Below are 21,210 nucleotides of genomic sequence, written 5' to 3' on the forward strand. Positions count from 1 at the left end.
AATTACTGAGTAGATTGTGGGGTTTCTAGGACGGTGAGCAGCCACTTGTCACAGGCGTCAAAAGCTTCTTGGAGCGGGTCCGGAAGCGATAGGAACACATCGTGCCTAGCCCCCTTGATGGGATGCAAGGTGTAGTGGGCACTAAGTTCCTTTGCCCAGCGCCGCGTTTGCGCAACGTCGATGATGACATCTGCGTGGTTCACGCTGTCGGAGTAAGGCTGACCCAATTGGGTGCGAGTGGACTGCAGCGTCAAGATGGGGACACCGGCATCAACGCGGCCGCTGTGAATAGCATCAAAGCCGTGGAATACCGCGGCTATCCAACCGACATATTTCTTATGGCCCGCCAGTGGCTTAAAGCGGAGGTCAAAATTCCATTCGCCGTAGAAATCCTTATGCACGGACTCGCCGTAAGCAGTGAGGTTGCCACCAGGCAGGGGAGTCATGGGGGCGATGCGGCCCAATGTGTAGAGCAGCGGCTTGAGGGGAGTGAGGACCTGGCCGGGCACGCCCATCATGTCCAGCCATGGACTATTAAGGATGAGGCCCGCCAAGCGTTGGTGGCGTTCTTGGTCGGTTCGGCGCAGATGATCCATCCACAGCGGGGCGATCAAGCCACCGGTGGAGTGGGCGATGAAGATGACTTCATCATTGGGGATCGCATCAAGAGCGGCGGTGAGGTCTGTAAAGTACAGCGCCAGGTCCGAAGCATAGTGCCACGACTGGCCCGAGCGGCGCGAGCGGCCGCACTTGCGCAGATCGATGGCATAAAAGTCATAACCCTCGGCGGCAAAGTGCTCGGCTACGTGGGTGTGGAAGAAATAATCGGTCATGCCGTGTAGCCACACCAGTGCCGGGCGAGACGGGGCGGCTGACTCACGTGCAGTATCGCCCGCATGCTCCGGCGCGTAGTGCACCAGGGTGGTGACCACGTCGCCCTCGCCATCGGGGTCTGTACCCAAGTCAATGGTGGCAGCTTCATAGTCAGGGCCAAGCTTGTCTGGGCCCCATACCGGGGAGTGTGTAACCATGCCTCGATTCTAGGTGCAACGAAGAATTTATGGTGCTGCCGGTGGGGTGTAAATAGTGGGGGCGGAAATTCCCACATTTTCGCCACTGGTCTGGGGGAGAAATCCCAAATTGGATGAGAAAAGCGTAGAGTAAGGCCTTAATGCGTGACGCACTGCCAGGTTGTCATAGTGCAGCGATGGTGGCGCGGGGCGCTAAGCGCTAAAAATCAAGGCGTAGACCGCGCCGATGGATATCTATTTTCAATTCGAAGAGGTAATAACACAGTGTCCTCCGCTAAGAAGACAGCACAGGTTGTAGACGAGGTCGATGTAGCACTAATTGGTGCCGGCATCATGAGCGCCACCTTGGGAGCAATGCTCCGCGAGTTGGAGCCCAGCTGGACTCAAATGGTCTTTGAGCGCCTCGATGGCCCCGCATTGGAGTCCTCCTCCCCGTGGAATAACGCCGGTACCGGCCACTCCGCACTGTGTGAGCTGAACTACACCCCGGAGAAGAACGGCCGCATTGATATCTCCAAGGCTCTGGGCATCAATGAGAAGTTCCAGAAGTCTCGCCAGTTCTGGTCCCACCAGCTCAACAACGGTATTCTCACCGACCCGAGCGAATTCATTAACCCGGTTCCGCACGTGTCCTTCGCACAGGGCGAAATCCAGGTGGATTACCTCAAGCGCCGCTATGATGTGCTGAGCGAGAAGCATATGTTCCCGGGCATGCAGTTCTCCGCAGACGATTCCGACTTTGCTGAGAAGCTGCCGCTGATGGCCAAGGGCCGTGACTTCTCCAATAAGGTGGCCATTTCTTGGACCGACGCTGGTACCGACGTCAACTTTGGCGCGCTGACCAAGCAATTCCTGACCGCAGCTAAGGCCTCCGGCACCGAGATCCGCTACGGACATGAGGTCATCGATATCAAGCGTGATGGCTCCGCGTGGAAGGTGTACTCAAAGAACAAGCACACCAGCGACATCACCGTAGTTAAGGCAAAGTTCGTCTTCGTGGGTGCCGGCGGTTACGCCTTGGATCTGCTGCGTAAGGCAAAGGTGAAGGAAGTTGCCGGTTACGCAGGCTTCCCGGTATCTGGTCTGTGGCTGCGCTCCAAGAACCCAGAGCTTATTGAGCAGCACCAGGCAAAGGTCTACGGCAAGGCTGCCGTGGGCGCCCCGCCAATGTCCGTGCCGCACCTGGATACCCGCGTTATCGACGGTGAGAAGGGGCTGCTCTTTGGTCCTTACGGTGGCTGGAGCCCGAAGTTCCTGAAGAAGGGCACCTACCTGGACTTGTTCAAGTCCATCCGCCCAGACAACATCACCTCTTACCTCGGCGTTGCCGTGCAAGAGTTCGGCCTGACCAAGTACCTGGTGGATGAGGTGCGCAAGAGCTTCTCGGACCGCGTGGAAGCCCTGCGCGAGTACGTACCGGAAGCAAAGGAAAGCGACTGGGAGACCGTTATCGCTGGCCAGCGCGTCCAGGTGATTAAGCCTGCCGGTGCTCCGCAGTTCGGCTCCCTCGAGTTCGGCACCACCTTGGTGAATAACCAGGAGGGCAATATCGCCGGCTTGCTCGGAGCTTCCCCGGGTGCATCCATTGCCCCGGCCGTCATGCTGGAGCTGCTGGAGCGTTGCTTCGGCGAGCACATGATTGATTGGGCAGACAAGATCCGCGAGATGGTTCCGTCTTATGGCATCAAGCTGCGCAATGATGAGAAGCTTTACGACGAGATGTGGGAGTACACCCAGAAGACCCTGAAGCTGGACCGCTAAAAGCTAGCTTTCGGCCTCACAAACCCTCGCACCTCCTTCGCGGCGGCGCGAGGGTTTCGTGCGTCCTAGGCCGGTAATGGCAGCCCTAGGTACCGCAGTAGGTCAGGTAGCCCTCGAGACCGTTAGGATCCGGCGATTCGAACGTTGGATGGGGCTCCCACGGGTGGGTGACCGCGTGGAGAAGCTCCTGATACGGGCCCATCTCCCCGCGTTCGGCAGCATCCAGCGCGGATTCTACGGCGAGGTTGCGCGGGATAACCCGCGGCATGGCGCTGTCGACGCGGGAAGGATCGGGGGAGGAAGCAAGGTAGTCATCTAAGAAGTCTCCTTCGGCCAGGAGCTCGCGGGCGTGGGTGGGGTGGCCCGCGGCGGCGTCGGCAAGAGCGCGGTGAGCCAGCGTGATATCTGGACCGTTGAGCTGCATGGCAGCCTCATAAGAAGAAGCGACTTCTAGAGAGGTATCCAAAGCCTGTGCCAAATCTGCCCTGTGCTGGTGCTCAAAGCGGTCGCTAAAGCCGTTGATGGATTCTTGGGCAAAGTCCATGGCCTTATTCATGTCCATATCAAAAAGCGGCAGGAGGGATTCCGCCAAGCGGGCCAGGTTCCATCCCAGAATGGAGGGCTGATTGCCAAAGGCATAGCGGCCCTGCCTATCGATGCTGGAAAAGACCGTTGATGGCGAATAGGCCTCCATAAAGGCACAGGGGCCATAGTCAATGGTCTCGCCAGAGATGGTGGTGTTATCCGTATTCATCACGCCGTGAATAAAGCCCAAGCGCATCCAGTGGGACACGGTGCGGATCTGCGCATCCATCACCTGGGTGAAAAACTCCTGGTAGTCCGCTCCAGGGTAGTGGCGCGCAATGGCATAGTCGGCCAACTGTCGGGTGTAATCCGTCTGCGCGGCAAGATGGAAAGTGCCGACGCGGATATGGCTGGCCGCTACGCGTACCACAATGCCGGCCGGTTGCACGTGCCCGCGCTGAATGGGTCGGTCGGTGGAGATAACCGCCAGCGCCCGGGTGGTGGGAACCCCCAAGGCATGCATAGCCTCAGAGACTAGGTACTCGCGCAGCATGGAAGACAGCGTTCCGCGGCCATCGGACCCGAGGCGGGAAAAGGGAGTAAGCCCAGTTCCCTTGGCATGGAGATCCCATAGCCGGCCGTCCTTTTCCACCTCGCCCAAGAGCATGGCCCGGCCGTCTCCCATCTGCGGGTTAAACGCACCGAATTGGAAGCCGGAATAGGCCATAGCGTGGCCGCCTGCGCGGCCGGTAAGGAAATCTACGCCCTCGGAGGAGCGCAGCCAGTCTGGGTCGAGGCCCAACTTGGTGGCCAGTTCCTCGTTGAGGATGACCATCTGTGGGTTCGGCTGCTCCTCACCCTCGGTGGGGCGAACCAAGTGGGGAAGCTTCTGGGCAAAATCGTGGTGTAGCTGCACCTAAACCTCCAGTGTTCCGCGCACGCGAATCTGGGCGCGACCGCCCACCCAAATATCCGTGCCGTCATCATTGATAAATACTTCGCCCGCCCGGCCTATTTGGCTGCCTTGTGTTGCGGTATAGCGCGCCGGCACCACGTTGCGTGAGCGCATAAACTGCGCGGCGCCGCCGTTGAAAGAACCGGTGACTGGGTCTTCGAATTGGGTGGTAAAGGCCCGCACCTCATAGGCCGGCTCGCTCTCTGCGGCGTTGGGATTAAGACCCACAACGCCGACCTTGGGGCGCTCGGCCCGGGGCTCAACCGCGCGCACCGCCGCGGCATCGCGCAATTGAAGCAGGCGCCAGCCTGGGCCATTGTCCACCCAGCCATGGTCCACAATATCCGCGCTATCTAGCCCCAACCCAGCGCAGGCCTCCTTTAGCTCCGCCGGGCTCAGCGGTTCTTCGCGGCGCAGCGGCGGGGTAGCAAAGGAAAAGACTTCGCCCTCTTCGCGGACGGTTACCAAGCCCACGCCGCATTCTTGGACGATGCGTCCCTCTTCCCGTGGCTGATTGCCTAGTGCCCGCCACGCGGCAGCGCTGCCCAAGGTGGGGTGGCCGGCGAAATCAAACTCCTCGTACGGGGTGAAAATGCGCACGCGGTAGTCCGCGCGGACGTCGCTAGGCTCGAGCAAGAAGGTGGTTTCAGAAAAGTTGGTCCAGTTCGCGATCGCCTGCATCTGCTCGCTACTTAGTCCATCGGCGCCCGCAATCACCGCCAAGGCATTGCCCTTAAAGGCACCCGTGGCAAATACATCAACCTCAAAGAACTCGTGGTGCATGCCTGCCAGTCTAGTCAGCCCCAGGGATGAGGACTATGGCCTAGAGCCTGCGCTAGCCTAGAAAGCCATGAAGAAGCTATGGCCCGATGCACTTCGCGCGTGGGTAGGCCCACCGTGGAGAATTATCATTCCGCTGTTTTTCTGGGGTTCTTCGGTGCCGGCGGCAGAAGGTGTTATTGATAGAACCTCGCTTTTCCAGGAGCTGGTTCTCGTAGTTTATGCAGTCGGTATTCCACTAGCACTCTGGCTACACCCCAAGCTCAGGGAATATGCCATCGGGTTCACTGCTATCACGCTAACGGTGTGCATCTTTACCCCGCTTGCTGCAATGGGCAACGCTCACTTTTTCCCTTTGGCTTACTGCGTATTTCTGATAGGCGCACATTCACCCAAACGACTACAGCGAATCTGGATAGGGTGGATTGCCTTAGGCTCCTTGGCGGCCACCGCAGCGGAACTATACGGGCGGAGGGTCATCAGCGGCATCGATTTTGGCCTCGAAGACACCACTGTTGGCCCGCTTCCTGCCTTCGTCTCCGTCGTTATCATCGCGTGGCCCGTTATGGGCTTTTTCTTCCTGCTTGGCACCAATGACCGCAAAAAGCGCGAGGACCAGCAGCTGCTGATTGAACGTGCGGAGATGGCCGGCGCGGTAGAGCGCAACCGCATTGCCCGCGAAATGCATGACATTGTGGCGCATAATTTAGCGGGCGTTATCGCGCTTGCCGACGGCGCCCGGTTCGCCGCCGCCAAAAATCCCGCAGCGGCCACAGAAGCCTTAGAAACCATAGCCTCTACCTCCCGCGATTCCCTCAAACAGATGCGCGGATTGCTCTCTGTGCTGCGAGATGGAGATTCCCGCGCCGATACCAAGGCGCCCGGCGCGAGTGATATCGCAGGACTCATCTCGGAAGCCCGCCGCAGCGGTTTCGATATCATCGTGCACGGGCTGGAGGACCTGCCGACCGAAAGCGACGAGCTCTATCAGTTCACCGTCTACCGCGTGGTGCAAGAGATTTTGACCAATATGCTCAAGCATTCCCGCGATAAAAGGGGAGTGCTGCGCTTTCGCTCTACTGGAAGCGGCCTAGTATTGAGCGCCGATAACCCGGCCGCACGCACGCCGGACAATCACGAGCCCGGTTACGGGCTCATCGGGATGAGCGAGCGCGTTAGGGCCTATGGCGGCAGCGTTGCTACCCGCACAGAGGACGGACACTTCTTTATCACCGTGGAGGTACCCAATGACTAACTCTGAGCAGCCAGCAAGATCGCATGCCGCTCCCATCCGCATTGGCCTAGTAGATGACCAGCCCCTCGTGCGCGCCGGGTTCGCCATGCTCCTTGGCTCCCAAGAGGATTTAGACGTTGCCTGGCAGGCATCCGATGGCGATGAAGTCCTCGACCTCGCCCGCGCGCAGCCTGCCGATATTGTGCTCATGGATGTCCAGATGGCCCGCGTCAATGGCATCGCCGCCACCGAAAGGCTGCTGCCGGAATTCCCGGATACCCAAGTCATTATGCTTACCACCTTCGATGACCAGAACTTTGTCCATGGCGCCATTTCCGCCGGGGCTTCCGGATTCCTGCTCAAAGACGTCGAACCGGAAAATCTCCTCGCCGCCATTCGCACCGTACATTCCGGCGAGGCCGTCCTTTCACCGCGCATTACCGCCCAGGTGCTGCAGCAACTGCGCAGCGAGCAGTCCGCGTCACAGCCTAATTCACATGCCACCCCCGTTGCGGCAGCGGCTACCGCCCCTCCGGCAGAAGATCTCACGCCACGCGAGCTAGACGTCCTCAAGCTGATGGCACTGGGGTATTCGAATACCGAAATCGCGGAGTGCGAGTTCGTCTCCATGGCCACGGTCAAGACTCACGTGCGCCACATCTTGACGAAAACCGGCTCGCGTGACCGCGTGCATGCCGTGCTCTACGCGCTTACTCATGGCGTGGTTTCGGTGGAGGAACTGCTCTCTCATCCCTAGGTATGACCTGCTAAATCACTCCCAAGGATGGTTACTCTGTGCCGGTCAGGCGGCACGATGGGAACCATGCTCAAAGTTTCACACCTTTCCAAGAATTTCCGCTCCTTTAAAGCAGTAGATGACCTCTCCTTCGAGGTTCCAGACGGTCAAGTCACCGGCTTCCTCGGACCGAATGGTTCCGGCAAGTCCACCACCATGCGCATGTGCGTGGGTCTGGAGACTCCGACTTCCGGCACCGCGACTTTTGATGGCACGCCTTTCCGTGAACTGTCCAATCCCGCCACCATGGTGGGCACCTTGCTGGATGCGAACTGGTTCCACCCGGGCCGCAGCGCCCGTGCTCACCTGGGCTACATGGCCGCGTTGCAGGGCGTGTCTATGAACCACGTGGATGACACCTTGGACCGCGTCGGCCTAACTCAGGTAGCCACCAAGCGCGTGGGCGGCTATTCGCTAGGCATGAAGCAGCGCCTGGGCCTTGCTTGTGCGCTCATCGGCGAGCCGAAGCACTTGCTTCTCGACGAACCCGTCAACGGTCTCGACCCCGAAGGCGTGCACTGGATGCGTGCCCGCATCCGCGAATTCGCCGAGGCCGGTTGCTCGGTCCTCGTATCTTCCCACCTGCTTTCGGAAATGCAGCTCACCGCAGACCGCCTCGTAGTCATCGGCAAAGGCAAGCTGCTGGGCGAGGGCACCATGGATGAATTCGTCAACGGAACTGGTGGCGCAAGCCTCGAAGTCATCGTTGACCAGCCCGATGAACTCTTGCGCCTATTGCACGGCACCGATGCGGAAACCTCCTTTGACGGTGAGGTCCTGCGCGTGCGCGGCCTCGAAGGCTCCGACATCGGCCGCATCTGCCTGGATAACCGCATTCTTATCTCCAGCTTGGAACGCAAACAGCCCTCCCTGGAAGAGGCCTACCTCGGCGCGACCGCCGACCACGTGGCCTACCGCTCCGCCTAAACGCACAACCCAACCTTTAAGGACAGATTTCTATGAATACTGTGGTTTCAGAATCCCGCAAGCTCTTTTCTCTTCGCTCTACCTGGGTCTACCTCGCCATCGTGGCACTCGGCATGACCGCCGGCGGCGTGCTTACGGCTTGGGGCTATGACTTCAACGGCACCGCGGACGGCAAGTTTCAATCCAGTGATGTCTTGGCAGCTAGTGACCTCGCCATGGTGGTGATGATCTTTGCATCTGCGATGATGGTCGGAGGTGACCTAGGAAAGGGAACCGTTGCATGGTCTTATCTTTCCTCCAACCGCCGCGTTGGCATAGTGCTCAGCCAATTCTTAGTCATCCTGGTATCACTCTTGCTCGCTGCCACGCTGGGTATAGCTGTGGGAACCTTGCTGATTGCGGCACTCGGCGGCGATATTGACTTCACAAGCTTTCACCAGTGGCCGGATTGCAACCGAGTGGTGTTTGCTTACCTGGAATGGGCCGGCTTTAGCCTGCTGGCTATGGGGTTGGCTTATCTCTTGCGTAGCGGCACATTTGCGGCGATGATCCTCGTGGTGGAGTTCTTTGTTCTTGAAACTGCGCTTATGGCATTTGACGCTTCGTGGGCAGAAGCGTTGTTGAGCTGCCTGCCCTTCGCCAATATGCAGACCTTGGTCCTGGGTAGCGATTTGGGCCCCTTGGACCATTCCCGCGGTGTGTCTGCTTTGATTCTGGGCGTCACGCTGGCAGTCTGCGTCGGCGGTGCGTGCGCAGTGTCCCGCCGTCGGTCCGTCGCCAAATAACTCCCAGAACTAACTACGCTGGTGGGCATGAGTGATGCACTTTTTGCCCGCATAGAACCTATCCAGACCATGCGGGATGGCACGGTCAAGCAGGTCAACCCGTTCTCCGGGACCGAAGTGTGGACCGTGCCGGGCCGCGGCAACCGCCCGCTGTCCACGCCAGTGGCTAACCCGCAGCCACTGCAGGAAGAAGACTTCACCCACCGCTGCGCCTTTTGTTCAGGGCGCATGACTGATACCCCGCCGGAAAAGGCCCGCATCCTGCCGTCCGGCGGGATTGTGCGTGGATTGCCCTTGAGCGAATACGGCCACACCGTCCCGGCCTTTCGCCGCATTCCAAATCTGTTTGAAATCGTCTCCTTTGACTATTGGCACGCCAACTACGGCTTCGACATGGATGCTGAGACCCGCCAACGCATGGACAACTACCTTGCAGATCCTGCCGGCCGTGAACATGTGCTCAATATCGTGCGCACGAAGCGAAAGGCAGCGCACCTGCCCGAGGCAAGCGACGAGGAACTTATAGAACAGGCGGCGGGCTTTTTCGCAGGTGGCCACGACGTCATCGTGGCGGGCCGCCATTTTGAGCGCGGTGCACAGGATGATTCCCAAGTGGTATCTTCCGGCACCCTCAGCGCCGAAGAGCACCTGCTCTTTATGCAGCTGACTATTGACGCCATGCGCGACCTCTACGAACGCAACCGCTACGCACCCTATGTGGTGGCCTTCCAAAATTGGCTGCAGCCAGCCGGCGCCTCCTTTGAGCACCTGCACAAGCAACTCGTTGCCATCGATGACCGCGGCATGGCCTCCCACCGGGAGGTACAGATGCTGCGCAGCAATATGAATATGTACAACGAGTGGGCGGTGGACTTTGCCGCTAGCCGCAACCTCATCATTGCGGAAAACGACCATGCCGTCCTCTTCGCCGGCTTTGGGCACCGCTATCCCACCTTGGAGGTCTACTCCAAGTCCGCGACCTGCGAGCCGTGGCGGCAGTCGGAAGAAGAAATCCGCGCCATGAGCGACCTCGTCCATGCTGCCCACGCTGCTGTCGGCCGCGAGGTTCCCTGCAATGAGGAGTGGCACCACAAGCCTGCCGATGTCGACGTCGCTCAGCCATGGCGCATTCTCATCAAGCTCCGCATTTCTACCCTTGCCGGATTCGAAGGCGGCACCAAGATTTACCTCAACACCATCTCGCCCTGGGACCTGCGCGATAGGGTAGTAAGCCAGCTTTATCCCTTGCGCGAGTCCGGGCATGTTGCCCGCTCGGTCCGCGTGGCCACCGAATGCTCGGTGCAGCGCAATAGCCTGCTGTATAACCCGCAGCTGCGCTAAGCGGGCAGCGTTGGGCTCAGCGCTTGACGACGAGCGTAAGCTCACTCGACCCAGGCCCCGGCTCCTCAACGGTCATACCCGCGGCGCGCGCGATGGCGGCAACGTCGGCGGCGCTGTAGGCGTCAGCAGGCGAGAGCGCTAACTCGCGGGCTAACAGGCCCTTGAAGTGCTTATTGAAGTGGCTGACCACCTTGCGCGAACCATCGTCCTGCAGGCTTTCCACCCGTACCGTTACCGCATCCTTTACACGGCCGAGCTGCTGGTAAGTGCCCGAGCGCAGATCGACAATAAGCTCGTCCACTCCCTCGAGCGCCTGCGTAATCTGCTTGCCCCAGCGCGACTTCATGGTGCGGCCACCAAGCTTGGAGCCACCCGAAAGCCGGTAATGCGGAATGGGGTCGCTGGCGCGGAGGACGCCAAAGAGGGCGTCGCCAATAGCAAGACGATCCCACGTGGGTAGGGAAGGGGCATCCAAGGCATCAAAAAGCACGCCGGTATAACGCAACACGGCCGGCATGGTGGGGGTGGTAAAAAGCCCCTGGTTGGATTCGGCCTCACCACGCAGCTTTTCCGAAAGCTTGAGTACCTCCATGGCCTCGTCTACCGGAAGAGACTGCAGCTCAGCGGCAATTTCTTGCCGGGTGGCATGCAATTGCGGAAAGGACAGTTGGCTGAAGTCAAGGGGCTGTCCCGTACCGCCATGGGCCTTAGTTTCTGAAGGAGGGAGGATAATGAGCATATATACAGGGTAGCGGGGTATATTTTTGTGCATGATTACCCGCCTTTCTGAACTATTTCTCCGTACCCTTCGTGAGGACCCCGCCGATGCCGAGGTCCCCAGCCACAAGCTGCTCGTACGCGCCGGTTATGTACGCCGCGTCGCGCCGGGCGTGTATACCTGGCTGCCGTTGGGTCTGCGCACCCTGCGCAAGATTGAAGATGTAGTCCGTCAGGAAATGGACGCCATCGGCGGCCAGGAAATGCTGTTTCCTGCTTTGCTGCCGCGCGAGCCTTATGAGAAGACCAACCGCTGGGTGGAATACGGCGATAACCTCTTCCGCCTCAAGGACCGCAAGAACGCAGATATGCTGCTTGGCCCTACCCACGAGGAAATGTTTGCCAGTGCGGTCAAGGATATGTACTCCTCCTATAAGGATTTCCCGGTTACGCTGTATCAGATTCAGACCAAGTACCGCGATGAGGAGCGCCCTCGTGCTGGTGTGCTGCGTGGCCGCGAATTCACGATGAAGGATTCCTATTCCTTCGACATGACCGATGAGGGCTTGGACGAGTCCTACGGCCGCCACCGCAAGGCGTATCAGAATATCTTCAACCGCCTAGAGATCGATTACGCCATCTGTAAGGCCACCTCTGGTGCCATGGGCGGCTCCGCCTCCGAGGAATTCCTCGCCGTATCTGAGGTAGGCGAGGATACCTTTGTGCGCTCCACCGAGGGCGACTACGCAGCCAACGTCGAGGCCGTGGTGACCCCAGCACCGGCGGAGAAGGATATTGAGGGCCAGCCAGAGGCACAGGAGCATGACACCCCGGGAGCAGAGACCATTGAGAAGCTGGTCGAATGGGCCCAGGGCGCAGGCATTACTGTCGACGGCCGCGAGGCCACCGCTGCAGACACCCTCAAGTGCATGATGGTCAAGCTCTACCACCCGGCCGTGGAGAGCGAAGAGCGCGAGTCTGAATTGGCTGCCGTTCTCATCCCTGGCGATCGCGAGTTAGATGAAAAGCGCCTTGAGGCCGCACTCGAGCCAGTGGAGTTTGAGTTGGCCGGGGACAAGGACTTTGCAGACAATGACTTCTTGGTCAAGGGCTATGTGGGCCCGCGCGCTCTAAATGCCAATGGCATCAAGGTCCTGGCCGATCCGCGCGTGGTCAAGGGCACGGCGTGGATTACCGGCGCCGATGCGAGCGAGCGCCACGTGGTTGGCTGCGTGGCCGGTCGCGATTTCACCGTGGATGAGTTCATTGAGGCCGCAGAGGTTAAAGAAGGCGACCTGGCTCCCAATAACCAGGGCACCTTGACCTTGGAGCGCGGCATTGAGCTTGGCCATATCTTCCAGCTGGGCCGCAAATACACCGAGGCCTTTGACGTGCAAATCTTGGATGAGAACGGCAAGCGCGCCGTTCCCACCATGGGATCCTATGGCATTGGTATCACCCGCATGCTGGCCGTCTTGGCCGAGCAGCGCCATGATGACAAGGGCCTCAATTGGCCAGTAGCTGTTGCGCCGTACCAGGTACACGTAGCCGTGGCTAATAAGGACGCCGCCGCCATGGAGGCCGGCGATAAGCTGGTAGAGGAGCTATCCTCCAAGGGGCTCGAGGTGCTCTTCGATGACCGCCCAAAGGTCTCCCCAGGCGTGAAGTTCAAGGATGCAGAGCTCCTTGGCATGCCCTTCGTGGCAATTCTGGGCCGTGCCTTCAAGGAAGGCAAGATTGAACTGCGCATCCGCGGTGGAGAGACCCTTGAGGTTCCAGCCGAAGACATCGTGGACAAGATCCTCGAGCTCGTGCGTGGCTAAATAGGACTCAACTCTGCGCGGCGGGGTACCGTGGAAGGCATGAACTTTCAAAAGAATGGGCTTTCCACGGTGCTTTCAGCAATGGGCGTATTGCACTTTGTGAAGCCGAAGACTTTCGAATCCATTGTCCCGCCGCAACTGCCAGGCCCTGCGCGCTTCTATAACTTTGCTTCGGGCCTGTGGGAGATTGCCACCGGTGCTTTGCTTCGCCGCCGCGCCACCCGCGGCTTCGGCGGTGCTTCCGCACTCGCGCTCTTTGCAGCGGTGTGGCCGGCCAATATGTACCACGCCTGGATTGAACGCAAGGCAGGGTGGCCAAAGAAGCTCTACCACATCATCCGCCAGCCGCTGCAGGTGCTGTTGATGATGTATGCCTGGAATATCGCCAAGCATGAGGCCTAAAGCCGCCTTGGCTGCATGCTAGCCAGCTAGGTCAAGCACAAAACCGGCCTCCTCCCTTACTCCGCGGGGTTTCGCGGGATGGGGAGGAGGCCGGCTTCGTATTAACTGCCGAGGCAAAAACTAGCCGGCGACGGGGCCGCCGCAGTTGGGCCAAGCGCCAGCACCCTGGGTGGCTAGGACGCTTTCGGCCACGGCAATCTGCTGCTCGCGGGTCGCCTGGTCAGCCGTCGGGGCGTACTGGGTGCCGCCATTGGCGGCCCAAGTCTGCGGGTTGAACTGCAGGCCGCCCTGGTAACCGTTTCCGGTATTGATGTGCCAATCACCGCCGGACTCGCAGGCGGCTACCTGATCCCAGGCGCTAGCCGGTGCGGCGGTAGCAGCAGGCGCGGCCAAGCCAGCAAGGCCGAGTGCTGCGGCGGATGCGGTCAACATGGTCTTCTTAAAACGCATTGAGAGGAAACTCCTTCTCTTTGTGTCTTTTAGCTTGCGGAATCTCCTGCAAGCTCATGGTGACCCAACCTACGCACGCTTGCGGAGCGAAAGCAATGCATTATGCCGTAAAGGTCGCTGCAATTTCGCTGACTGGTGTTCAGGGGATTTACAGGCGGTCAGCCTGTCTTATCGCATTCCGTGGGACTCCGCCGCGATGCCAATGAGCCAAGTAACCCATTCCTGATCCGGGGATTCTTCTTGCGCTGCACCCGTGGCGGCAGCGGACCACTTGCGGCCGTCGTGTGCGGCAAGGCCATCGATAAAGGCCAGGGCGGAATCAGAATCGTGGGGCAGTTCTTGCTCTCCGGAGGTATAAGCCGGCTCCGGCTGCGGAGTGTTGCCGTAGCGGGCAAGTGCGCCCTGGAGGGCGTCGATGCGGCGATGATGAACAGCGAGGCGATGATCCACCTTGTCCTCGTGCTCGGGGCCAACGTAGGCGCGGGCGAAATCTAGACCGTATACCTGCTCATACTCCCAGCTCAGGAGATCAGCAGCGCTTTTTTGCTCTGGTTGGGAAAGCTCGGGAATATCGGGGGCATCGCCAGGCAACCAAGCATTGAGCGCGATGGCCTGCTCGGTAACTAGGGTGCGCGATTCAACGGTGACCTCATCGGTGGCCTCGGTGGTAGCGGAAGCGGCATTTTCCATAATTTCGCCAGAGTCTGCGGCGTGATTGGCCTCGGTAGGGCGCTCTACCTCGCAGGAGCGTGGGGGATTGCCAGCATCATCCGTGCCGCATAGCCGCGTAATTTCGGCATAAAGGGCATCCGCCTGGGAGCTGCGCAGCCCTGCGGCATGGTCATCGACGCCGCTGAGGGACAAGGCGTCGGTGGCGGCGGCGTCGGCAAGCGCCAGCAGCCTGTTCTCTGGCCGCGGGCCAAAATAGTCGACGACGGAATCAACCGCTTGGCACCCAGCCAAGCCGGGCAGGGTGGCGGTTGTGGCTACGAGGGTCAAAGCTATACGTCGGCGGTTCACGCAAAAGACTGTACCCCGTAGCACGTAGGCTAGTGGGCATGGCTTTCCCAGATGCACAACAATTGACCGATCTCTTGCAACCCAAATTGGCTGAGCGGGGATTGGACGTAGAAGACATTAAAACCACCAAGGCGGGAAAGAAATCCCAGGTCATTATCCGTATTGATGGTGATAAGCGCCCTAGCTCCGATGTGCTGGAGGAAGTATCCAACGAGATTTCTGCCTTCTTTGATGACAAGGAAGCGCAGGGAGAGCTGAACTTCGGCGCCGGCTATACCTTGGAGGTCTCCACCCCCGGCGTGGACTTGCCGCTAACCGCCCCGCGCCACTGGCGCCGCAATCGGGGGCGCAAGGTCTCCTTTGACCTTGGCGATGGCAAGACTCAATCGGCGCGCATTGGCGCGCTTAACGACGCCGCCGAGGCCGTAATCCTCATCACGGCAAGCAAAAAGGACGTGCAGGCGCGCGCCGAACGATTGGAAAACATTGCCCGGGCAGTGGTAGAAATTGAGTTTGCACAGCCGTCCGAACAGGAGCTAGAGGCAGTGCGAAAGACGTTTGAAGAAGCCGAGAACTAACCGGCAACCGAGAGGAATGACAAGTGAATATTGATCTACAGGCACTTCGTACCATCGAATCCGAGCGCAATGTCCCCGTAAAGGACTTGCTGGAAGCGATTGCGGGTGCCTTGTTGTATTCCTACCTGGATTACCGCGAGTCCAATGCTGGCGGCAAGGTAGAAGGCGCCAAGTCCCGCGTCGATATCGACGCCACCACCGGTGCGGTCAGCGTCATTGTCTCGGAGCGCGACCCAGAAACTGGGGAAGTAACCACCGAATACGATGACACCCCGGACAACTTTGGACGTGTGGGCGCGCAGGCCGTGCGCGAGGCCATCCTGCGCAAGTTGCGCGAGGCCGAGGCAGAGCGCACCTACGATTCCTACTCGGAGCTTACCGGCCGCGTTGTCAGCGGCATCGTTCAGCGCGATGCGCGCGCTAATGCCCGCGGAATCGTCGTGGTCCAGCTGGGCTCTGAGCTGGAGTCCCAAGACGGCATCTTGCTGCCTGCTGAGCAGATTCCGGGAGAAAAGCTCGAGCACGGTGACCGCATCAAGGCCTATGTCGTAGGCGTTAATCGCAACGGCGCCCAAGTACAGATCAATCTCTCCCGCACCCACCCGGAACTGGTGCGTGGCCTTTTTGAGCTCGAAGTTCCAGAAGTTGCCGATGGCACCGTAGAAATGATTGCCATCGCCCGTGAGGCAGGCCACCGTTCCAAGGTGGCCGTTGTGGGCCATGCCAAGGGCCTGAACGCTAAGGGAGCCTGCATCGGCCCGCGCGGTCAGCGCGTCAATAACATCATGCGCCAGCTCGGCGGTGAAAAGATTGACATCATTGACTTCAGCGAGGATCCGACGGTCTATGTAGGCAACGCACTGGCCCCCTCGAAGGTGGTCAAGGTCACCGTTGTAGACAACGAGGCGCAAATCGCGCGCGTGGTGGTGCCGGATTACCAGCTGTCCCTGGCTATTGGTAAAGAGGGGCAGAATGCCCGTCTAGCTGCCCGTTTGACCGGCTGGAAGATTGATATTCACTCGGACGCTGACGCTAATTAAGGATCTGCGCTTTTGTAGCGTAGGCTAGTAAACGGCCCAGTTGCAGATTGGGGCATATTGGCGACGCGAAAAGTAAGGAGTTGAATGTCTGAGAGGCAAAGACTCCGGACTTGTATCGCCACTCGCCGCCGCCTGCCAGATACGAACTTGTTACGGGTGGTCATCGACCGCGATGATCCGCACGGCCGCCGTCTGGTAGCAGATCCACACCGCCGGCTTCCCGGCCGCGGGGCGTGGATTAGCCCCACACTTTCTGCACTCGAGCTAGCGGAGCGCAAACGCGCCTTCAAGCGCGCGCTTCGCACGTCCGCACCCGTGGACACAGGTCAGGTACGGCAGTACTTGGAAGCGCATGGCGGACAAGTACCTAGCGTGGAAGATGCCGCGTTAGATTCGTACGAACCAGAGTTACAAAGGAAGACCGAACACTGATGAGCGCACAACGATGAAGCATCAGCGATGAAAGTCCTACACACCTAACTAGGGGTCAGGCCAGTTTCCGCGGCCTTGACTCCTAGTCGATACCAAGAGGAGACAAGTGCCCGGAAAGCTACGTGTTCACGAGCTCGCAAAGCAGCTCGGAGTAACCAGCAAGGAACTGCTCGCCACCCTGAAGGAACAGGGTGAGTTTGTAAAGACTGCTTCTTCCACCATCGAACCGCCGGTGGTTAAGAAGATGCGAGCTCATTATGAAGCACAGTCCGGCGGCGATGACGCCGCCGAGAAGAAGCAAGACAATAAGCCTGCCAAGGGTGCCGCTAAGAGCACCGCAAAGGCGAGTGCCCCTAAGCCGGGTGCGAAATCTGCTGCCCCCAAGCCGGGCGCAGAGGCGCCAAAGCCAGGCGCGAAGGCTGCTGCCCCGAAGCCTGGCCAGGGCGCACCGAAGCCGGGACAGGGTGCTGCTAAGCCCGGTGCAAAGCCAGCTGCCCCGAAGCCGGGCGCACAGGCCCCGAAGCCGGGTGCAAAGTCTGCCGCACCGAAGCCCGGCCAGGGCGCACCGAAGCCAGGCCAGGCTGGCGGCCAGAAGTCGGGCGAGCGTCCGACCCCAGGCAATTCCATGCCTCGTCCAATGCCGAAGCCAGGCGGTTCCCGTCGCGTAGCTAATAACCCGTTCTCCACGGGTGGCGGCGACAACCGTCCGGGCCCTCGCCCAGGTGGCTCCAAGGGGCAGCGTGGCGGCAATAAGCCAGGCGATAACCGCGGTAAGCGCGGTGGCCAGAACGAGGGCGGAAATAACCGCCAGGGTGGCAATAACCAGGGTGGCGGCGGTCGCCGTCCATCCCCGGCCATGATGCCGTCCCACCCGAACCCTGCGTCGATGCCGTCTAAGGCACCGAGCGGTGGTGGACGTGGCGGCCGCGGTCGCGGCGGTCACGGCGGACCGGGTCACGGTGGCCCAGGTGGCGGCCGTCCAGGCGGTTTCCGCGGCGGTGGACGCGGCGGACGTCGCGGCGGCACCGCGGGTGCATTCGGCCGTCCAGGTGGCGCTCCACGTAAGGGCAAGAAGTCCAAGCGTCAGAAGCGCCATGAGTACGAGGAGCAGCAGAAGCATGTAGTAGGCGGCGTGCGCTTGCCAGACGGCAAGGGCCAAACCGTCCGCCTGCGTCGTGGTGCATCCCTGTCTGACTTCGCCGAGAAGATCGGTGCGGATCCAGCATCGTTGGTGCAGGCACTGTTCAATCTCGGTGAAATGGTGACGGCAACCGCTTCCGTATCGGAAGATACGCTGCAGCTGCTCGGCTCCGAGATCAACTACAACGTCGAGGTTGTCTCCCCTGAGGACGAGGACCGCGAGCTGCTCGAGTCCTTCGACTTGAAGTTCGGCGAGGACGAAGGCGGCGAGGAAGCACTGGAGAATCGTCCTCCAGTCGTCTCCGTTATGGGTCACGTTGACCACGGTAAGACCCGCCTGTTGGACGCCATTCGTAAGACCAACGAGGGCGCCCGCGAGGAAGGCGGCATCACCCAGGGCATTGGTGCCTACCAGACCACGGTGGACGTGGACGGCGAGCGCACCATCACCTTCCTGGATACCCCGGGTCACGAGGCCTTTACCGCCATGCGTGCCCGCGGTGCTAAGTCAACCGACTTGGCCATCCTCGTGGTTGCCGCCGATGACGGCGTTATGCCACAGACCGTGGAGGCCATCAACCACGCCAAGGCTGCCGATATTCCGGTCGTCGTGGCCGTGAACAAGGTGGATAAGCCGGAAGCTCAGCCGGATAAGATCCGTGGCCAGCTCACCGAGTACGGCCTGGTTCCGGAAGAGTACGGCGGCGACACCATGTTCGTGGATATCTCCGCGAAGCAGGGCAAGAACATTGACCAGCTGCTTGAGTCGGTCATCCTCACCGCGGATGCGGCCTTGGAGCTGACCGCTAATCCAGACATGGACGCACAGGGCGTGGCCATTGAGGCTCACCTGGACCGCGGACGCGGTCCGGTGGCAACGGTCATCGTTCAGCGCGGTACCTTGCACGTGGGTGACTCCATCGTCGTTGGCGATGCGCACGGCCGTGTCCGCCGCATGCTCGATGAGTTCGGCGAAGACGTCGAAGAGGCGGGCCCATCCCGTCCGGTGCAGGTCCAGGGGCTGTCCGGTGTGCCGGGTGCAGGCGATAATCTGCTCGTGGTGGAAGATGATCGCGTTGCCCGCCAGATTGCTAACCAGCGTGATGCTCGCAAGCGTTCTGCCCTGCAGGCAAAGCAGCGCAAGCGCGTCTCCCTGGAGGATCTGGACAAGGTATTGCAGGAGACTTCGACCCTCAACCTCATCCTCAAGGGCGACAATGCCGGTTCCGTCGAGGCACTGGAAGATGCCCTGCTGGATATCAAGACCGAGGACGAAGTCGAGCTCAACATCATCGACCGTGGTGTGGGCGCTGTGACCGAGACCAACGTCTCTCTCGCAGCGGCTTCCGACGCCGTCATCATTGCCTTCAACACCCGTGCGGAAGGCAAGGCGACGGAGATGGCCACCCAAGAGGGCGTGGATATTCGTTACTACACGATCATCTACAAGGCCATCGAAGAGGTCGAGGCTGCGCTCAAGGGCATGCTCAAGCCGATTTACGAGGAACGCGACACCGGTGCGGCCGAAATCCGCGCCCTGTTCAAGTCCTCCGCGGTGGGTACCATCGCCGGCTGCATGGTTACCGAGGGCAAGGTTGTCCGCAACGGCAAGGTTCGCCTGCTGCGCGATAACAACGTCATCACTGCCGACGCCAAGATTGAGTCCCTGCGTCACGAAAAAGACGACGCAACCGAGATCAAGGCCGGCTACGAGTGCGGTATGGTGCTCTCTTACCCGGATATCCAGGTAGGCGACATCATCCAGGCCTACGAAGAGGTCGAGGTTCCGCGCGACTAATCGCCGCCGTCTCAAGGCCCGCTTCCGCTCCCGCCGTCCCCACTGAATGTGCTGCTAGCACTCAGTAGGGAAGGCCCGAGGAGATTGGAAGCGGGCCTTGCGCTATTCCTGCGTCTGTAAGTTGAGGGCGCCTTGGGTGCCGCTGCCTACTGGCGTTGCCGCGACGGGTTTTCATTGTCCGCGATTCGGCACTAAACTGGTGGTTTCTTGTACCGGTTGGCGGTAATTTTAGAGATAGATTCTTTTTGAGCTGGGAGGTTCACATGGTCGATCACGCACGCGCAGCGCGCATGGCCAAGCGCATTCAGGAAATCGTGGCAAGCGCCATCGAACGCCAGATTAAGGATCGCCGCCTCGAGCTGGTGACCATTACGGATACTCGAGTCACGGGCGACCTGCACGATGCCACCGTTTTTTATACCGTGCGCGGAAAAGACATCGACTCCGAGCCGGACTTCGCCCAAGCAGAAGAAGCCCTCAAGCGCGCTAAAGGTCAGCTGCGCAAGATTGTGGGCGATCAGCTCTCGGTGCGGTTTACCCCGACGCTAACCTTCGAGGTCGATACCGTTCCGGAGGCCTCTGCTCATATGGAAGAGCTTCTGGCCCGTGCTCGCGCCCGCGATGAAGAACTAGCAAAGCTGAAGGAAAACGCTCAGCCGGCAGGGGATGCGAACCCGTATAAGACCTCCGATGAAGACGAGGCTTAAGTGACTAAGAAGCAATACCAGCCGGCAGTTGCCGCTTTGCATGATGCTCATAGCATCTGCATTGTGACGCACCTGCGGCCGGATGCCGATGCCATCGGCTCTGCTGCGGCGTTGCTGCTCGCGCTGCGCCAACGGGGCAAAGACGTGTGTGCCGTTGTGGGCCAGGAGCGGGAGATTTCCCGTAATCTTTACACCATTCCTGCCGCCGACGACGTCACCACTAGTCGTGAGCTGCCGGAAGGCTATGACCTCTATGTCACCGTTGATTGTGGTTCTTTGGACCGGACGGGCTTTTTTGCGGACCGGATTGAGCAGCTAGCCCAGCAGGGCCGAGTTCTGTGCATTGACCACCATTCTTCTAATCCAGGGTTTGGTGCCATCAATGTGGTGGACACTGAATGTGAATCCACCACCGTGCTGTTGCTGAGAATCCTGGATTCACTGGAGATTCAGATTGACCGGCATATTGCGCACTGCTTATATGCCGGTTTGATGACCGATACTGGCAGCTTCCGCTGGGGCAGGCCGGCTATGCACGATATTGCCACCCGCCTCATGCACTACGATCTGGATACCAAGCAGATCGCAGCTGACCTTTTAGATTCCACCACGCCGGACGATCTTCAGATGATCGGTAGGGTATTGGCCGGTTTGCGCCTCGAAGATGCAGGGGAGCACACCCTAGGCATTCTCGTCGCGCGGCTGGAAGATATCCAGGGACACTCTGATTCGGCCGTTGAATCTTTGGTGGAGTTCGTTCGCGCGCTTGAAGGAACCACCGTCGGCGTGGTGTTTAAGGAACAAGCTCCGGAGGTGTGGGCGGTTTCCTTGCGTTCTTCTCGCATTGATTGTTCTTCGGTAGCGCTTACCTTCGGGGGCGGCGGACATGTACCGGCCGCGGGCTATACCGCTCACGGGGCTCCGGAAAAAATTATTAAGGAATTGGTGGCCGCTATCCAATGAGAAAA

The 21,210-nt window shown here is 59.8% G+C and carries 20 protein-coding genes; 14 read left to right on the plus strand and 6 right to left on the minus strand.

Annotation, left to right across the window (positions count from 1 at the left end; all coding sequences use genetic code 11):
• Positions 1 to 2: 2 nt before the first annotated feature.
• The gene (locus MHY22_RS00495) at positions 3 to 1,031 is read right to left on the minus strand and encodes an alpha/beta hydrolase (protein WP_239277466.1); all 1,029 of its coding nucleotides are present in this window, start codon (positions 1,029 to 1,031) and stop codon (positions 3 to 5) included.
• A 264-nt stretch (positions 1,032 to 1,295) separates the two neighbouring features.
• On the opposite strand from MHY22_RS00495, the gene mqo reads away from it, so the two are divergent.
• Positions 1,296 to 2,792, plus strand: coding sequence for a malate dehydrogenase (quinone) (mqo, locus tag MHY22_RS00500; protein ID WP_239277468.1), 1,497 nt, complete (start codon positions 1,296 to 1,298; stop codon positions 2,790 to 2,792).
• A gap of 85 nt (positions 2,793 to 2,877) precedes the next feature.
• On the opposite strand, the gene MHY22_RS00505 is transcribed toward mqo, so the two are convergent.
• Positions 2,878 to 4,233: a protein adenylyltransferase SelO family protein gene (locus MHY22_RS00505; protein WP_239277470.1), complete on the minus strand. Its 1,356-nt coding sequence runs from the start codon at positions 4,231 to 4,233 to the stop codon at positions 2,878 to 2,880.
• Positions 4,234 to 5,055, minus strand: coding sequence for a PhzF family phenazine biosynthesis protein (locus MHY22_RS00510; RefSeq protein ID WP_239277471.1), 822 nt, complete (start codon positions 5,053 to 5,055; stop codon positions 4,234 to 4,236).
• Between the two features lie 67 nt (positions 5,056 to 5,122).
• Between MHY22_RS00510 and MHY22_RS00515 the strand changes: the two genes are divergently transcribed.
• From MHY22_RS00515 to MHY22_RS00535, 5 genes are all read left to right on the plus strand, one after another.
• Complete coding sequence (locus MHY22_RS00515; RefSeq protein WP_239277473.1) at positions 5,123 to 6,307, plus strand: sensor histidine kinase; 1,185 nt, start codon at positions 5,123 to 5,125, stop codon at positions 6,305 to 6,307.
• A complete protein-coding gene (locus tag MHY22_RS00520) occupies positions 6,300 to 7,043 on the plus strand; it encodes a response regulator transcription factor (protein ID WP_239277475.1) in 744 nt (247 codons plus the stop codon). Before MHY22_RS00515 ends, MHY22_RS00520 begins: the two co-directional genes overlap by 8 nt.
• A 66-nt stretch (positions 7,044 to 7,109) precedes the next feature.
• Positions 7,110 to 8,009, plus strand: coding sequence for an ABC transporter ATP-binding protein (locus MHY22_RS00525; RefSeq protein ID WP_040425320.1), 900 nt, complete (start codon positions 7,110 to 7,112; stop codon positions 8,007 to 8,009).
• Positions 8,010 to 8,041: 32 nt separating this feature from the next.
• On the plus strand, positions 8,042 to 8,794 hold the full coding sequence (locus MHY22_RS00530; RefSeq protein ID WP_005325189.1) for an ABC transporter permease: 753 nt from the start codon (positions 8,042 to 8,044) through the stop codon (positions 8,792 to 8,794).
• A gap of 27 nt (positions 8,795 to 8,821) precedes the next feature.
• The gene (locus tag MHY22_RS00535) at positions 8,822 to 10,135 is read left to right on the plus strand and encodes a DUF4921 family protein (protein ID WP_239277477.1); all 1,314 of its coding nucleotides are present in this window, start codon (positions 8,822 to 8,824) and stop codon (positions 10,133 to 10,135) included.
• A gap of 16 nt (positions 10,136 to 10,151) precedes the next feature.
• Here MHY22_RS00535 and yaaA read toward each other — a convergent pair whose 3' ends face one another.
• Positions 10,152 to 10,874, minus strand: coding sequence for a peroxide stress protein YaaA (gene yaaA, locus MHY22_RS00540; protein ID WP_034668531.1), 723 nt, complete (start codon positions 10,872 to 10,874; stop codon positions 10,152 to 10,154).
• A 31-nt stretch (positions 10,875 to 10,905) separates the two neighbouring features.
• Here yaaA and MHY22_RS00545 point away from each other — a divergent pair, with 31 nt between their 5' ends.
• Complete coding sequence (locus MHY22_RS00545) at positions 10,906 to 12,675, plus strand: proline--tRNA ligase (RefSeq protein ID WP_239277478.1); 1,770 nt, start codon at positions 10,906 to 10,908, stop codon at positions 12,673 to 12,675.
• 39 nt (positions 12,676 to 12,714) lie between these two features.
• Positions 12,715 to 13,077, plus strand: a complete 363-nt coding sequence (locus MHY22_RS00550; protein ID WP_034668463.1) for a membrane protein — start codon at positions 12,715 to 12,717, stop codon at positions 13,075 to 13,077.
• A gap of 120 nt (positions 13,078 to 13,197) precedes the next feature.
• Here the strand turns inward: MHY22_RS00550 and MHY22_RS00555 are convergent, their stop codons facing one another.
• A complete protein-coding gene (locus MHY22_RS00555) occupies positions 13,198 to 13,527 on the minus strand; it encodes a transglycosylase family protein (RefSeq protein ID WP_239277479.1) in 330 nt (109 codons plus the stop codon).
• A 168-nt stretch (positions 13,528 to 13,695) separates the two neighbouring features.
• Positions 13,696 to 14,547, minus strand: coding sequence for a DUF4439 domain-containing protein (locus MHY22_RS00560; protein ID WP_239277481.1), 852 nt, complete (start codon positions 14,545 to 14,547; stop codon positions 13,696 to 13,698).
• A 38-nt stretch (positions 14,548 to 14,585) separates the two neighbouring features.
• On the opposite strand from MHY22_RS00560, the gene rimP reads away from it, so the two are divergent.
• The 6 genes from rimP (at position 14,586) to MHY22_RS00590 (ending at position 21,205) form a co-directional block, all read left to right on the plus strand.
• The gene (rimP, locus tag MHY22_RS00565; protein ID WP_239277483.1) at positions 14,586 to 15,125 is read left to right on the plus strand and encodes a ribosome maturation factor RimP; all 540 of its coding nucleotides are present in this window, start codon (positions 14,586 to 14,588) and stop codon (positions 15,123 to 15,125) included.
• A 23-nt stretch (positions 15,126 to 15,148) separates the two neighbouring features.
• Positions 15,149 to 16,165 carry a transcription termination factor NusA gene (nusA, locus tag MHY22_RS00570; RefSeq protein WP_239277484.1) on the plus strand — a complete coding sequence of 339 codons (1,017 nt, stop codon included), beginning with the start codon at positions 15,149 to 15,151 and terminating at the stop codon, positions 16,163 to 16,165.
• An 84-nt stretch (positions 16,166 to 16,249) separates the two neighbouring features.
• The gene (locus MHY22_RS00575; protein ID WP_239277485.1) at positions 16,250 to 16,597 is read left to right on the plus strand and encodes a YlxR family protein; all 348 of its coding nucleotides are present in this window, start codon (positions 16,250 to 16,252) and stop codon (positions 16,595 to 16,597) included.
• Positions 16,598 to 16,703: 106 nt separating this feature from the next.
• The gene (infB, locus tag MHY22_RS00580; protein ID WP_239277487.1) at positions 16,704 to 19,535 is read left to right on the plus strand and encodes a translation initiation factor IF-2; all 2,832 of its coding nucleotides are present in this window, start codon (positions 16,704 to 16,706) and stop codon (positions 19,533 to 19,535) included.
• 263 nt (positions 19,536 to 19,798) lie between these two features.
• A complete protein-coding gene (gene rbfA / locus MHY22_RS00585) occupies positions 19,799 to 20,242 on the plus strand; it encodes a 30S ribosome-binding factor RbfA (RefSeq protein WP_239194447.1) in 444 nt (147 codons plus the stop codon).
• Positions 20,243 to 21,205 carry a bifunctional oligoribonuclease/PAP phosphatase NrnA gene (locus MHY22_RS00590; protein WP_239277489.1) on the plus strand — a complete coding sequence of 321 codons (963 nt, stop codon included), beginning with the start codon at positions 20,243 to 20,245 and terminating at the stop codon, positions 21,203 to 21,205.
• Positions 21,206 to 21,210 lie beyond the last annotated feature (5 nt).

It is taken from the genome of Corynebacterium sp. ACRPO, from assembly GCF_022347205.1.
Taxonomy (GTDB): domain Bacteria; phylum Actinomycetota; class Actinomycetes; order Mycobacteriales; family Mycobacteriaceae; genus Corynebacterium.

Excerpts from the sequence above, each read along its gene's own strand:
- MHY22_RS00545 (WP_239277478.1), top strand. The coding sequence starts at position 10,906 with ATGATTACCCGCCTTTCTGAACTATTTCTCCGTACCCTTCGTGAGGAC.
- MHY22_RS00535 (WP_239277477.1), top strand. The coding sequence starts at position 8,822 with ATGAGTGATGCACTTTTTGCCCGCATAGAACCTATCCAGACCATGCGG.
- rimP (WP_239277483.1), top strand. The coding sequence starts at position 14,586 with ATGGCTTTCCCAGATGCACAACAATTGACCGATCTCTTGCAACCCAAA.
- MHY22_RS00525 (WP_040425320.1), top strand. The coding sequence starts at position 7,110 with ATGCTCAAAGTTTCACACCTTTCCAAGAATTTCCGCTCCTTTAAAGCA.
- rbfA (WP_239194447.1), top strand. The coding sequence starts at position 19,799 with ATGGTCGATCACGCACGCGCAGCGCGCATGGCCAAGCGCATTCAGGAA.
- MHY22_RS00555 (WP_239277479.1), bottom strand. The coding sequence starts at position 13,527 with ATGCGTTTTAAGAAGACCATGTTGACCGCATCCGCCGCAGCACTCGGC.
- MHY22_RS00530 (WP_005325189.1), top strand. The coding sequence starts at position 8,042 with ATGAATACTGTGGTTTCAGAATCCCGCAAGCTCTTTTCTCTTCGCTCT.
- MHY22_RS00510 (WP_239277471.1), bottom strand. The coding sequence starts at position 5,055 with ATGCACCACGAGTTCTTTGAGGTTGATGTATTTGCCACGGGTGCCTTT.
- MHY22_RS00575 (WP_239277485.1), top strand. The coding sequence starts at position 16,250 with ATGTCTGAGAGGCAAAGACTCCGGACTTGTATCGCCACTCGCCGCCGC.
- MHY22_RS00515 (WP_239277473.1), top strand. The coding sequence starts at position 5,123 with ATGAAGAAGCTATGGCCCGATGCACTTCGCGCGTGGGTAGGCCCACCG.
- yaaA (WP_034668531.1), bottom strand. The coding sequence starts at position 10,874 with ATGCTCATTATCCTCCCTCCTTCAGAAACTAAGGCCCATGGCGGTACG.
- MHY22_RS00495 (WP_239277466.1), bottom strand. The coding sequence starts at position 1,031 with ATGGTTACACACTCCCCGGTATGGGGCCCAGACAAGCTTGGCCCTGAC.
- MHY22_RS00550 (WP_034668463.1), top strand. The coding sequence starts at position 12,715 with ATGAACTTTCAAAAGAATGGGCTTTCCACGGTGCTTTCAGCAATGGGC.
- MHY22_RS00520 (WP_239277475.1), top strand. The coding sequence starts at position 6,300 with ATGACTAACTCTGAGCAGCCAGCAAGATCGCATGCCGCTCCCATCCGC.